The 13180-nt window shown below is 66.0% G+C and carries 12 protein-coding genes; 6 read left to right on the top strand and 6 right to left on the bottom strand.

The window, feature by feature from the left end; genetic code table 11:
- Nucleotides 1-60: 60 nt before the first annotated feature.
- The 6 genes from lptF to rsmA are packed head-to-tail and all read left to right on the top strand — an operon-like array spanning nt 61 to nt 7503.
- Complete coding sequence (gene lptF, locus Q4543_RS14320; RefSeq protein WP_303439168.1) at nt 61-1167, top strand: LPS export ABC transporter permease LptF; 1107 nt, start codon at nt 61-63, stop codon at nt 1165-1167.
- Nucleotides 1164-2258, top strand: a complete 1095-nt coding sequence (gene lptG / locus Q4543_RS14315) for an LPS export ABC transporter permease LptG (protein WP_303439166.1) — start codon at nt 1164-1166, stop codon at nt 2256-2258. Before lptF ends, lptG begins: the two co-directional genes overlap by 4 nt.
- Nucleotides 2255-4432 carry an LPS-assembly protein LptD gene (locus tag Q4543_RS14310; protein ID WP_303439164.1) on the top strand — a complete coding sequence of 726 codons (2178 nt, stop codon included), beginning with the start codon at nt 2255-2257 and terminating at the stop codon, nt 4430-4432. Before lptG ends, Q4543_RS14310 begins: the two co-directional genes overlap by 4 nt.
- Nucleotides 4423-5667, top strand: coding sequence for a peptidylprolyl isomerase (locus tag Q4543_RS14305; RefSeq protein WP_303439162.1), 1245 nt, complete (start codon nt 4423-4425; stop codon nt 5665-5667). The genes Q4543_RS14310 and Q4543_RS14305 overlap by 10 nt, the downstream gene beginning before the upstream one ends.
- Nucleotides 5664-6638 carry a 4-hydroxythreonine-4-phosphate dehydrogenase PdxA gene (gene pdxA / locus Q4543_RS14300; protein WP_303439160.1) on the top strand — a complete coding sequence of 325 codons (975 nt, stop codon included), beginning with the start codon at nt 5664-5666 and terminating at the stop codon, nt 6636-6638. The genes Q4543_RS14305 and pdxA overlap by 4 nt, the downstream gene beginning before the upstream one ends.
- Before the next feature lie 28 nt (nt 6639-6666).
- Nucleotides 6667-7503: a 16S rRNA (adenine(1518)-N(6)/adenine(1519)-N(6))-dimethyltransferase RsmA gene (gene rsmA / locus Q4543_RS14295; RefSeq protein ID WP_303439158.1), complete on the top strand. Its 837-nt coding sequence runs from the start codon at nt 6667-6669 to the stop codon at nt 7501-7503.
- A 99-nt stretch (nt 7504-7602) separates the two neighbouring features.
- Here rsmA and Q4543_RS14290 read toward each other — a convergent pair whose 3' ends face one another.
- The 6 genes from Q4543_RS14290 to Q4543_RS14265 all read right to left on the bottom strand — a co-directional run bounded on the left by Q4543_RS14290 (nt 7603) and on the right by Q4543_RS14265 (nt 13133).
- Nucleotides 7603-8280, bottom strand: coding sequence for a DUF4167 domain-containing protein (locus Q4543_RS14290; RefSeq protein ID WP_303439156.1), 678 nt, complete (start codon nt 8278-8280; stop codon nt 7603-7605).
- A gap of 203 nt (nt 8281-8483) precedes the next feature.
- The gene (gene prmC / locus Q4543_RS14285) at nt 8484-9356 is read right to left on the bottom strand and encodes a peptide chain release factor N(5)-glutamine methyltransferase (protein WP_303439154.1); all 873 of its coding nucleotides are present in this window, start codon (nt 9354-9356) and stop codon (nt 8484-8486) included.
- Entirely contained in the window at nt 9353-10402 is a 1050-nt protein-coding gene (gene prfA / locus Q4543_RS14280; RefSeq protein WP_303439151.1) for a peptide chain release factor 1, read from the bottom strand. Before prfA ends, prmC begins: the two co-directional genes overlap by 4 nt.
- A gap of 44 nt (nt 10403-10446) precedes the next feature.
- Nucleotides 10447-10857: a DUF1499 domain-containing protein gene (locus Q4543_RS14275; protein ID WP_303439149.1), complete on the bottom strand. Its 411-nt coding sequence runs from the start codon at nt 10855-10857 to the stop codon at nt 10447-10449.
- Between the two features lie 107 nt (nt 10858-10964).
- On the bottom strand, nt 10965-11933 hold the full coding sequence (speB, locus tag Q4543_RS14270) for an agmatinase (RefSeq protein ID WP_303439147.1): 969 nt from the start codon (nt 11931-11933) through the stop codon (nt 10965-10967).
- Nucleotides 11934-11972: 39 nt separating this feature from the next.
- Entirely contained in the window at nt 11973-13133 is a 1161-nt protein-coding gene (locus Q4543_RS14265; protein ID WP_216005551.1) for a M20 aminoacylase family protein, read from the bottom strand.
- Between the last annotated feature and the right edge of the window lie 47 nt (nt 13134-13180).

The raw sequence follows: 13180 nt of genomic DNA, 5'->3' as shown, positions 1-13180 counted from the left end.
GATGCAGACGAAGAAAAAGAAGCGAAGGGGCGGCAGGCGGTGCAGAGATTCGACAGATACATGCTGTCGCAACTCATGGTTGTGTTCAGCTTCTTTGCGCTGGTCCTTGTCATGGTCTATTGGGTGAACGCGTCAGTCAGCCTGTTCGACGATCTGATCACCGACGGGCATTCGGCGGGGATCTTCCTTGAATTCACCTTGCTGAGCCTTCCGGCGGTGATTGCCATGGTGATGCCGATGGCGGCCTTTGGCGCCGCTGTCTATGTGACCAACCGCATGTCGAACGAGTCCGAACTGACGGTGCTCAAGGCCGCCGGGCTGTCGCCGTGGCGACTGGCGCGGCCGGTGCTGGTGTTCGGGGTGATCGTGGCGCTGATGGCCTCGGTGCTGGCGCATGTGCTGGTGCCAAGCGCCAGCGGTACGCTGCGCCAGCGCGAGTCGGAAATCTCGGCCTCGGTATCGGCCCGGCTGCTGCACGAGGGCACCTTTCTGCACCCCACGCGCGGCGTCACCTTTTACATCCGGCAGATCACCCCCGCGGGCGAGCTGCGCGATGTCTACCTGTCGGATCGCCGCTCTGCGGGGCGGGTGATGACCTATACCGCCGAGCGCGCCTATGTGCTGCGCGATGACGAGGGCACCCGCCTGACTATGCGCACCGGGCTGGCGCAGGAATACCGCGAGGATGACGCAACGCTGTCGATGACCAATTTCACCGACCTGACCTATGACATCTCGGATCTGGTGAGCATTGGCAGCACGCCGCGCCGCCGCGCCCGGCAAATCCCGACATGGGAGCTGCTGACCCAGACCGATGCCGTCGCCACAGAGGTCGATGACAGCCCCGGCGAGGTGCTGCAAGAGGCGCATGGCCGCTTCGAGCAGCCGCTGCTTTGCATCGTCGCCGCGCTGATCGGCTATGCGTCGCTGATGTCTGCCAATTTCTCGCGCTTCGGAGTCACGAGGCAGATCGTCGGTGCAATCTTCCTTCTGGTGCTGGTCAAGCTGGTGGAATCGGCGGTCAACACGCCGGTGCGGGCCAATGCAGCGCTGTGGCCGCTGGTCTATCTGCCCAGCCTGACCGGCATCGTCATCGCCGGGGCGCTGCTGGCGCGGGCCTCGCGCAATTTCCGTCCCGGCTGCGCCCGGCGCGAGGCCACGACATGACGCTGCACTTCTATTTCGCCCGCCGCTTCGCGATGATGTTCCTGTCGATCCTCGGGGTGTTCGCGCTGTTCCTCAGCCTGCTCGATCTGGTCGAACAGCTGCGCCAGTTTGGCGACAGCGCCAGCTTCGGGCAGGTGACATGGGTGACGGTGCTGAAGCTGCCCGGCGGCATCTACGAAATCCTGCCGCTGGTGATGATCCTTGCCACGGCGGCGCTGTTCCTGTTGCTCGCGCGCTCGTCCGAGCTGGTGGTGGTGCGCGCGGCGGGCCGTTCGGGGCTGGTGGCGCTGGCTGGGCCGGTGGCGGTGGCGCTGGTGATCTCGGGGCTGACGGTGGCAATCCTCAACCCGCTGGTGGCGGCCACGTCGAAACGGGCCAGCGATCTGACCGAAAGCTATGAAAGCCACGGGGCGTCGGTGGTGTCGATCGGGCGCGAGGGGCTGTGGCTGCGGCAGGGCGGCGAGGATGGGCAGGTGGTCATCCACGCCGAACGCGCCAACCCCGATGCGACCGTTCTTTATGACACCAGCTTTCTTGCCTACGCGCCCGATGGCGGGCCGGAGCGGCGCATCGTTGCGGCTGAGGCGTGGCTGGACACCGGCGCATGGGTGCTGAGCGATGCCAAGGAATGGCAGCTGCTCCCGGGCGAAAACCCCGAGGTCAGCGCCCAGAGCCATACCGAAATGCGCCTGCCCTCGACCCTGACGCAGGATGACATCCGCGACCGCTTCGGCCAGCCCTCGGCGGTTGCAATCTGGGATCTTCCCGCCTTCATCAACGGGCTCGAAGAGGCTGGCTTTTCCGCCCGGCGCTACGAGGTCTGGTTGCAGATGGAACTGGCCCGTCCGGTGTTTCTGGTCGCCATGGTGCTGGTGGCGGCGGGGTTCACCATGCGCCCCGCCCGGCTGGGCCGCACCGGGCTGTATGTGCTCGGCGCGGTGCTGATGGGCTTTGGCCTGTATTACGTGCGCAATTTTGCGCAGATCATGGGTGAGAACGGGCAACTGCCCCCGGTTCTCGCCGCCTGGATTCCGCCCGTTGCCTCGCTGTTGCTGGCATTGGGCCTCGTTCTGCAAATGGAGGACGGATGACACGCAGGTTCCTCTCCCTTGTGCTGGCGGCGTTTCTCGCAAACGCCGCCCATGCCCAGACCACCACCCTTGGCGCTGATGCTGACGCCGCGTCGGAACCGGCGCTGCTGATCGCCGACAGCGTCTTTGTCGAAAGCGACAAGCGCCTTGTTGCCACCGGCAATGTCGAGGCGCTGCAAGGGGGTATGCGGCTGATGGCGAGCCGCATCGTCTTTGATCAGGGCAGCGGCACGCTATCCATCGAAGGCCCGATCCGCATCACCGACGCGAGCGGAAATCTGCTGCTGGCCGATACTGCCGAGCTGGACGAGGATTTCCGCAACGGGCTGCTCAAGGGCGCGCGCATGGTGATGGACGACCAGCTTCAGCTGGCCGCCGTCGAGGCGCAGCGGATCGATGGCAGCTACACCCAGCTCAACCGTGTGTCCGTGACCTCCTGTCAGGTCTGCGGCGCCAACGACGTGCCGCTGTGGCAGATCCGCGCTGACCGGGTGATCCATGACGAGGACGCCCGTCAGATGTGGTTCGAAGGCGCGCAGCTGCGCGTGCTCGACGTGCCGGTGTTCTGGTGGCCACAGCTGCGCCTGCCCGACCCAAGCCTGACGCGGGCGCGCGGGTTCCTGACCCCGACCTTCGAATCGACCACATTGCTGGGAACGGGTGTGCGCCTGCCCTATTTCATCCCCATCGGCGACAGTAAGGACCTGACCGTCACGCCCTACCTGTCGTCCGAAACCCGCACCATGGAACTGCGCTACCGGCAGGCCTTTGCCAATGGCAGTATCGAAGCGAACGGCGCGGTCAGCAGCGACACGCTCGAGCCGGACAAGACGCGCGGCTATCTTTTCCTCGAAGGGGAATTCGGGCTGCGCAACGATTTCAAGCTCGATTTCGAAACGCAGTCGGTCTCGGACGACAGCTACTTCAACGATTACGATTACGGCGACGACGACGAGCTGCTGATCTCGGAAATCACGCTCGGGCGCTACAAGCCCGACACCTACGTCGAAACCAGCCTGACCTATTACGAATATCTGCTGGCCTCCGAAGAAGACGACAAACAGCCGTCGGCGATCTACGACACGGCCTGGGAACAGAGGTTCTTTCCCGGCGGGTGGATCGGCGGCGAGCTGCGCCTTGGTGTCGAAGGGCACGCCCATTACCGGCGCAGCAATGTAGACGTCGACGGCCCCGACGACGACAGCGCCGTGGACGGGCGCGACATGGCCCGGCTCAGCGCCGAGGCCAGCTGGCAGCGCCGCTGGACCGTTGCGGGCGGCATCCGGCTCGGGACGAATGCCTATCTGTGGGCTGACCGGTTCAAGGTTTACGACGATGCCAATGCCGATGAAAACGCCTCGGTCCTCACCCCTGCAGCATCGGTGGAACTGCGCTGGCCCCTTGTGCGCCGCTCCAGCTCTGGCGCGAAAACGCTGCTGGAACCGGTGATGATGTACGGCTGGGTGGGCAACGAGCGGCCCAACATCCCCAATGACGAAAGCACCCGCGTCGAATTCGACGAAGCCAACCTGCTGAGCCTGTCACGCTATCCCGCTGCCGATCGGCGTGAACGCGGCCGGATGCTTGCCGCCGGTCTGCGCTGGGTCCACGAGGCGCCGTCGGGCTGGTCATCCAACCTGACCCTCGGGCGACTGTGGCGCGAGGATGCCGACAGCGAGTTCACTCTTTCGTCAGGCTTGCAGGGCACCGAATCCGATTGGCTGATCTCGGGCGGGTTCATCAACCCGCTTGGCCTGTCGATCTCGGCACGCGGGCTGATGGACGACCACGGAACCTTCGACAAGGCCGAGGGGCGCGCGTCGTGGTCCAACGATCTTACCGAATTTTCCGCCACTTACGTGATGCTTGTCGAGGATGAGGGCGAGGACCGCGACGAAGGACAGGCCGAATGGACCATTGAGGGCTCCTACCGCGTCAGCCGCCACTGGACGACCTCTGGCGAATGGAGCTACGACCTTGCAGACCAGCGGGTTGACCGCAGCGGGATTGGCCTGCAATACCGCAATGAATGCGTCCAGGTGGACTTTACCGTGCTGCGCGAGTTCGCGTCCTCGACAAACGTCGAGCCGTCGACGGACTTTGGCCTTTCGGTCGCGCTGACAGGGTTCGGCACTGCGGGCAGCGACAAGGAGTATCGACGCACATGCAAATGACCTTTGCCCGGCTGATCCGGCCCGTGGCGCTCTGCGCGGCGCTGGCGCTTTGCGCCGCCCCGATTGCCGCCCCGACCCCTGCCCATGCTCAGAACCTGTTCGCCCCGGCGATCACCGTCGATGACGCCGTGATCACCAATTACGAGATCGAGCAACGCGCCCGCATGCTTACCGTGCTCAACGCGCCGGGCGATCCGTCCAAGATGGCCCGCGAACAGCTGATCGAAGACCGGCTGCGGCTTCAGGCGTCGCGCGCCGCCGGGATCACCCCCAGCGAGCAGGACGTGCTTGACGGCATGGAAGAATTCGCCGGACGCGCCAATCTGTCGCGCGAGGCCTTCACCGCCGCGCTGGCAAGCGAGGGCGTGGCCGAGCAGACTTTCCGCGATTTCGTGCAGGCCGGCCTGTCGTGGCGCCAGCTGGTTCAGGCGAGATTCGGCGGGCAAAGCGCCATTTCGCAGACCGAGATCGACCGCGCGCTAAGCGGAGCCGGCGGGCAATCCAACGTGCGCCTGCTGCTGTCCGAGATCATCATGCCGGCACAGCCGCAAGAGGCCGCCGCGGTTCAGGCCCGCGCCGAGCGTCTGGCGCAAACCACCTCGACTGCCGAATTCTCGGCTGCGGCACGGCAATATTCCGCCACCGCGACCCGTGACAATGGCGGCCGTCTGCCGTGGAAGGCGCTTGACGAGCTGCCGCCGCAGCTGCGCTCGATCCTGATGGCGCTGTCGCCCGGCGAGGTCACCGCGCCGATCCCGCTGCAAGGCGCGGTTGCGCTGTTCCAGCTGCGCAACATCGAAGAGGCAGGATACACGCCGCCCGAGATCGCCTCGGTCGATTACGCCGCCTATTACATGGCCGGTGGGCGCAGCACCGAAACGCTGGCCAAGGCCCGCGTGCTGGCGCAACGCGTCGATCGCTGCGACGATCTCTATGGCATCGCCAAGGGGCAGCCTGCCTCGGTGCTCACCCGCGAGACGCTGCCGCCGTCGCAGCTGCCGACCGATGTGGCCTTCGAGCTGTCCAAGCTCGATCCCGGCGAGGTGTCGACCGCGCTGACCCGCTCGAACGGGCAGACGCTGATGTTCCTGATGCTTTGCGGGCGCACCGCCAAGGTTGCCGAGGACGCCGATCGCAACACTGTCGAGATGGGTCTTCGCAACCAGCGCCTTGGGGCGTTGTCGGACAGCTATCTTGCGCAGCTGCGCGCCAACGCCCGCATCGTCGGGGAATGAGCACGCCCGCGCCCATCGCGCTGAGCTGCGGCGAGCCGTCAGGCATCGCGCCCGAGCTGGCCGAATCCGCGTGGCACGCCCTTGGGGCGTCGCTGCCCTTTGTCTACATCGGCGCGCCCGCGCATCTGCCGGGCACGGTGCCCCATGTGGTGCTGTCCTCGATCGACGAGGCCGCCGATGCGGTGCATGACGGCCTTCCGGTGCTGCCGCTGGACATTCCCGGCCCGCGCGTGCCTGGCGTGCCCCAGCCCGCGCAGGCCGCCGGGGTGATCGACAGCATCGCGCGCGGCGTTTCGTTGGTGCAGGAGGGCGCCTGCAGCGCGCTGTGCACACTGCCAATCTCGAAACAGGCGCTGGCCGAGGGCGCGGGCTTTGCCTACCCCGGCCACACCGAATATCTGGCGGCGCTGGCCGGGGCCGACGAGGTGGTGATGATGCTTGCCTCGGACGCGCTGCGGGTGGTGCCGGTGACCATTCACATCGCGCTGGCCGACGTGCCGGCGGCGCTGACGCCTCAGCTGCTGGAAAAGCGCCTGCGCATCACCCGCGACGCGCTGATCACGCAATTCGGCATTCCCGCGCCGCGCATCGCCATCGCCGGGCTGAACCCGCACGCGGGCGAAGGCGGGCGCATGGGCCGCGAAGAGATCACCCTGATCGTTCCGGTGCTGGACAAGCTGCGCGCCGAGGGCTTCGATCTGATCGGCCCGCTGCCTGCTGACACGATGTTTCATGCCAAGGCCCGCGCCGGTTATGACGCCGCAGTCTGCATGTACCACGATCAGGCGCTTATTCCGATCAAGACGCTGGCCTTTGACAGCGGCGTCAACGTCACGCTGGGGCTGCCCTTTGTGCGCACCTCGCCCGACCACGGCACCGCCTTTGGCATCTCCGGGCAAGGCCTTGCCGATCCGTCTTCGACCATCGAGGCGCTGAAGATGGCGTGGCGCATGGCCGGGGGCAAGGCGTGAGCCGCGCCGCTATTGGAAAGATGAAGACATGAGCGCCATAGACGGGCTGCCCCCTCTGCGCGAGGTGATCGCCTCGCACGGGTTGTCTGCGAAGAAATCGCTGGGGCAGAACTTTCTGCTCGACCTGAACCTGACCGCCAAGATCGCCCGGCAAGCGGGCGATCTGTCGGGAATGGATGTTCTGGAAATCGGGCCCGGACCGGGCGGGTTGACACGCGGGCTGCTGGCCGAGGGCGCGCGCCGGGTGCTGGCCATCGAGAAAGACGAACGCTGCCTGCCGGCCCTTGCCGAGATCGGCGCGGCATGGCCCGGGCGGCTCGAGGTGATCTCGGGTGATGCACTGGACATCGACCCGCTGGCGCATCTCACCCCGCCGATCGCGATCTGCGCCAACCTGCCCTATAACGTCGGCACCGAGCTTCTGGTGCGCTGGCTGACGCCCGACATCTGGCCGCCGTTCTGGCAGAGCCTGACGCTGATGTTCCAGCGCGAGGTGGCTGAACGCATCGTCGCCGTGCCGGGATCGAAGGCCTACGGGCGATTGGCGGTGCTGGCGCAATGGCGGGCCGAGGCGCGCATCGTCCTGTCGCTGCCGCCGGGAGCGTTCACGCCGCCGCCCAAGGTCGCCTCGGCGGTGGTGCATCTGAAGGCCCTGCCCGAGCCGCGCTTTCCGGCGGATCGCAAGGTGCTCGAACGTGTCGTTGCGGCAGCGTTCAACCAGCGCCGCAAGATGCTGCGCGCCGCGCTCAAGGGGCTTGCGCCCGATATCGAGGACCGGCTGCGCGCGGCGGGAATCGAGCCGACCGAGCGTGCCGAACAGCTGTCGCTGGAGCAGTTCTGCGCCCTGGCGCGCGAACTGGCCTGATCTGGCCCCCGGCCTGCGTCCCGGACCACCCCACATCCTGAAACGAAAACACCACGCCCCGAAGGGCGTGGTGTTGTGTAGCGTGAGACTGGCGCGGTGTTATTCCGCTGCGCCAGAGGCCGGAGTATCGCTGGGCGCGGCATCCTCGGGCTTTTTGCGCGGCTCGGGCTTTTTGCGCGGGCGGCGCGGCCTCTTGGGCTTTTCCTCGGCGGCAGGCGCGGGCGCCGGTGCCTCGCGGTTTTCCGGCGTCTCGACCAGACCGCTTTCAGCGCTCTCACCCATGTCGATCACATCGGGCTGCGGCGCGTTTTCTGCCATCGGGGCGCTGTCGGCCACCGGCTTGGCAGCAGGCGCGTCGGCCACCGGCTGTTCTGCGGCGGGCTGATCAGCCTCGGCTTCGCCGCGCTGCTGCTCGCGCGTGTCGCGTTCCTTGTCGCGCTGCGACTGGCGCTCGCGATTTTCACGCTCTTGCTGCGCCTGACGCTCGCGGTTCTCGCGCTCCTGCTGCTCGCGGCGCTGTTCGGTTTCGCGCTGCGCCTCCGAGAGCATGCGCATGTAATGCTCGGCGTGCTGCTGAAAGTTTTCGGCGGCCACGCGATCATTGCCAAGCGACGCATCGCGCGCAAGCTGGTTGTACTTGTCGATGATCTGCTGCGGCGTGCCGCGCACCTTGCCATCGGGGCCACTGCTGTCGAACACACGGTTGACGACGTTGCCTACCGACGAATTGCGGTTGCGGTTGTTCTTCGACCGCGATCGGGATTTAGAGGATCGCATTGTACTGTGCTATCAGCCTTGTGTCTGATCGTCCCTGTGACCTGACAGCGCCCTCGGGCGCCTGTGGATGTCTGGTCACAACCAATTTGGGGTTGATGTCGAGCGGGACCGCCTGCTTGGCATCCACCGCTCCGACCCCTCTTAGCTACTCATTGTGGGGACCACAAACAAGCGAAAATCGTGCGAGGCCCAAGCAATTCCAATCAATTCGTCCGAAAATCCGCAGATTGCACCGCCTGCGGCCTCTGCAAACGCCCCGAAACCACCCGGTCGCGCCCGTCAAGATCGGCGATCACCGTGATATCGACCATCCCCTGCGCCCGCAACAGCGCCGACACGGCGGCGCCCTGCGTGGGGCCGATCTCGACCATCAATCGCCCCTGTGGGGCAAGATGCCGCAGCACGCCGGCGGCAATGGCGCGATAGGCGGTCAGCCCATCGGCCTCGTCGGTCAGCGCAAGGCGCGGCTCGTGGGTGAGTTCGGGTGTCAGCAACGGCATCTCGTCCAGCGCGATGTAAGGCGGGTTCGACACGATGAGATCAAAGCGCGGCGCATGCCCCAGCGCCTCGTACCAGCTGCCCTGCGCCAGCGCCGCGCGCGGCTCAAGCGCCAGCGCGCTGCGATTGCTCGCCGCCACATCCAGCGCCGCCTGCGACAGATCGGTGCCAAGCCCGGTGGCGGCGGGGCGCTCGGCCAGCAGCGTCAGAAGAATGCAGCCAGAGCCGGTGCCAAGGTCGAGCACCGTAGCGAATGGGGCAGACAGCGCCGCTTCGATCAGGATCTCGGTTTCGGGGCGCGGGTCGAGCACATCCTTGGTGACACGGAACTCGCGGCCATAGAAATTGCGCACCCCCATCAGATGCGACACCGGCTCGCGCGCGGCGCGCCGGTGGATCAGCGCATCAAAGGCGCTGGCGCGCGCTTCCTCGACCGGATCGGGCAGGAACAGCGTCAGCCGCCCCGCAGACACGCCAAGCGCATGGGCCAGCAGGCGGCGCGCATCGCGGCCCGCGTCGGGGATGCCGGCCTCTGTCAGGATACGCGCCCCGGCGGCCAGCAGCTGCGATCCGGTCACGCGCCCATCTCGGCCAGCAGCGCCGCCTGCGCATCAGCGGTCAGCGCATCGACGATCTCGTCGAGATCGCCGCCCAGAATCGCCTCGAGTCGATACAGCGTCAGCCCGATGCGGTGATCGGTCATCCGGCCCTGCGGAAAATTGTAGGTGCGGATGCGCTCCGAGCGATCGCCACTGCCAACCTGCGATTTGCGATCCGAGGCGCGCGAGTCGGCCGCCTTTTGCCGCTCGGCGTCGAACAGCCGGGCGCGCAGCACGTTCATCGCGATCTCGCGGTTGCGGTGCTGGGATTTCTCCGAGCTCGTGACCACGATGCCCGTCGGGATATGAGTGATGCGCACGGCGGAATCGGTGGTGTTGACGTGCTGCCCGCCTGCGCCAGAGCTGCGCATGGTGTCGATGCGGATGTCGCCGGGCGCGATGTCGATATCAACGGCCTCGGCCTCGGGCAGCACCGCCACCGTCGCCGCCGAGGTATGAATGCGCCCGCCGGATTCGGTTTCGGGCACGCGCTGCACCCGATGCACGCCGGATTCGTACTTGAGCCGCGCGAACACGCCCTCGCCCTCGATGCGCACCACCAGTTCCCGCAGGCCGCCAAGCTCGGTCGGGGCTTCCTCGATCACCTCCCAGCGCCAGCCGCGCGTGTCGCAATAGCGCTGGTACATCCGCGCCAGATCGCCCGCGAACAGCGCCGCCTCTTCGCCGCCGCTGCCGGGGCGAATTTCAAGGATCGCCGGGCGTCCATCGGCGGCATCGCGCGGCAGCAGCGCCAGTTGCAGCGCCTTTTCCGCTTCGGGCAGACGGGCGCGCAGGCTGGGCAGCTCTTCTTCGGCCAGCGCCTTCATTTCGGGATCGGACAGCATGGCCTGCGCTTCGGTCAGGTCGGCCTGAAGCCGGTCCCATTCGGCGATCTGCGCGACCACCGGGCGCAGCTCGGCGTATTCGCGGCCAAGCGCGGCAATATCGCCGCCGCCCTGTGCCATGCGGGCCTCGAGATATTCGAAACGGTCCTGGATTTGCCGAAGGCGGTCTGAGGGGATCATGCGCCCTCTTTTCCCGATCCCCGAGGGGCGGTCAAGGGGCGCGATCAGTCCTGCGCATTCAGCGCGTTCATCCAGCCCAGCACCCGCGCCCGGTTCACCCCCTGATCGGACTGGCCAAAGCGCAGCCGGGCGTAGATCTCGACCGAGCCGTCTTCGAGCTGGATCGTGGTGTAATCGGGAAAGCCCATCCACAGCGAGCGGGTGACATAGGTCACCCGCCCCTCGGCCGGATCGCCCGCCACCACTTCGGTGCGCGGGGTTTGCAGAATGATGCCGTGCAGCGCGCGCAAGGTCGTCTCGGAGCCCGGCAGGCGGCGACGCACCCCAGAGGCCAGATCCTGATCGGCGGTAACCTGCGGATCGACATGCCAGACCGCCGGGTCCGACGGGGCAAGCCTGATCCACGCCAGTCCGCCGATGATGGCAAGCAACACGAGCCAGAAGATGATCCGCAAAGGGCATTCCTTTCAACAGGTCGACGCGGGCTGCCCCCTGTTTTCACGATTCCCGGTGGCAGGAAAAGGCCGATCCACTCTGATCCGCGACAAATCGCCTAAAAGTGTCAGCCCGCGCTGCGACGTGTCCAGCCCCAGAGGCAGAGCAGCTCTGTCGCCACATGCGCCGCCGCGATCGCCGTGGCGCCGGTGGTGTCAAAGGGCGGAGAGACCTCGACCACGTCGCCGCCCTTGAGGTTGATCCCCGCCAGCTCGCGCAGCATCACCGCCGCCTGATGGCTGCTCAGCCCGCCCCAAACCGGTGTGCCGGTGCCGGGCGCAAAGGCCGGGTCCAGCCCGTCGATATCGAAGGTCAGGTAGACCGGGTGGCGCTCGACAATGTCACGCACGCGGGCGGCGATGGTCTCGGGGCCCTCGCGGTGCACCTCGCGGGCATCCAGAATGTGAAAGCCCAGCGTGTCGGGATTGTCGGTGCGAATGCCGATCTGCACCGAACGCGTCGGATCGACGTAGCCCAGCTTCACCGCCTTATACATGAAGGTGCCATGGTCGATCCGCGAGAAATCGTCATCGGCCCATGTGTCGCTATGGGCATCGACCTGAATCACGCTCAACGGGCCGTATTTCTCGGCATGTGCCTTGAGGATCGGCAGGGTGATCGAATGATCGCCGCCCAGCGTGATGCAGGCTGCCCCGGCGTCGAGAATGCCGGCCACATGTTTATACAGCGTTTCAGGAAAAGCCGGTACATTGGCGTAATCAAAGGCAAGATCACCGTAATCGGCAATCGCGAATTCCGACAGAACGTCATAGCCCCAGCCATATGGCGCATCGCAAGGTTGCAGCAATGATGCCTCGCGGATCGCCCGCGGGCCCAGCCGCGTGCCGGTGCGGTTGGTCACCGCCTGATCGAAGGGCACGCCGGTCAGCGCCACATCGACGCCGTGCAGATCCTTGGTATATTTGCGCCGCAAAAAGGACATGGCGCCACCAAACACGTTCTCGAAGCTTGGCCCCTTGAGGTCATCGCGGGTGAAAGCATGGTCGATCTGGGTCTTGGCGTCTTCGAGTGCCATATCAACTTGTCCTTTCAGGTCTCTGGTCTTGCTGGATTTTCAAACATTCAACGGCTGGCGCGTTTCGATCAGTCGCGCAAAGAAGCTGGCGCCCATCGGCGCGGCCTCGTCGTTGAAATCGAACTTCGGGTGATGACAGAACGGGCCGACGCCCTGACCGAGATACAGGAACGCACCGGGGCGCGCCTCGAGCATATACGAGAAATCCTCGGCCCCCATCGAGGGCACCGCCTCTTCGGTCACATCGGGCGAGATTTCCCGCGCAACATCGGCGGCAAAGCGGGTCTGCGCCGCGTGGTTGATGGTTGGCGGATAGCTGCGCAGATAATCGAGCTGTGCGCTCACACCATAGGCCTGCGCCTGCCCGTCGACGATCTCGCGGATGCGGCGTTCGGCCATGTCGCGAATGGCCGGATCAAAGCTTCGCACGGTGCCGGCCAGCCGCGCGGTTTCAGGAATGACATTGCTGGCAGAGCCGGTCTGGATCACCGTCAGCGACACCACCAGCGATTGCAGTGGGTCGGTGTTGCGCGAAACCACTGTCTGCAGCGCCTGCCCGATGGCCAGCGCGCAGGGCACCGGGTCGATGCAGGCATCCGGATGCGCCGCATGGCCGCCGCGCCCGGTCAACACCAGTTCGAAATCGTCGACCGCCGCCATCAACGGGCCGGGCCGGGTCGAGAAACAGCCCAGCGGGCGCGCCGGATCGGTGTGCAGCGCATAGACCTCTTCGATGCCGAAACGCTCCATGATGCCCTCTTCGACCATGATGCGCCCGCCGCCGATGGTTTCCTCGGCGGGCTGAAAGATCAGCGCCACCTTGCCGCTGAAGCGGCGCGTTTCGGCAAGATATTTTGCTGCGCCCAGCAGCATGGCGGTGTGGCCGTCATGGCCGCAGGCATGCATCTTGCCCGGCACCTGCGAGCGATAATCCGCGCCGGTTTCCTCCTCCATGGGCAGCGCATCCATATCGGCGCGCAGGCCGGTCACCGGCCCCGCGCCCTGCCCGTCGATGATCGCCACGACACCGCTTTGCGCGATGCCTTCGTGAATGTGCGAAATGCCGAATTCGCGCAGCTTGCTCACCACAAAGCGCGCGGTTTCATGGCAATCGAGGCTAAGCTCGGGGTTGCGGTGCAGGTGCTGCCGCCAGCCCGTCATCTCGGCGGCATATTCGGCGATGCGGTTGATGATGGGCATGGGTGGACTCCGTGGCTGTCGTGACGCAGGACTGAACACAATACCGA

It is taken from the genome of Salipiger sp. 1_MG-2023 (assembly GCF_030547555.1).
Taxonomy (GTDB): domain Bacteria; phylum Pseudomonadota; class Alphaproteobacteria; order Rhodobacterales; family Rhodobacteraceae; genus Salipiger.
This window is presented reverse-complemented; position numbering and strand designations above follow the sequence as displayed.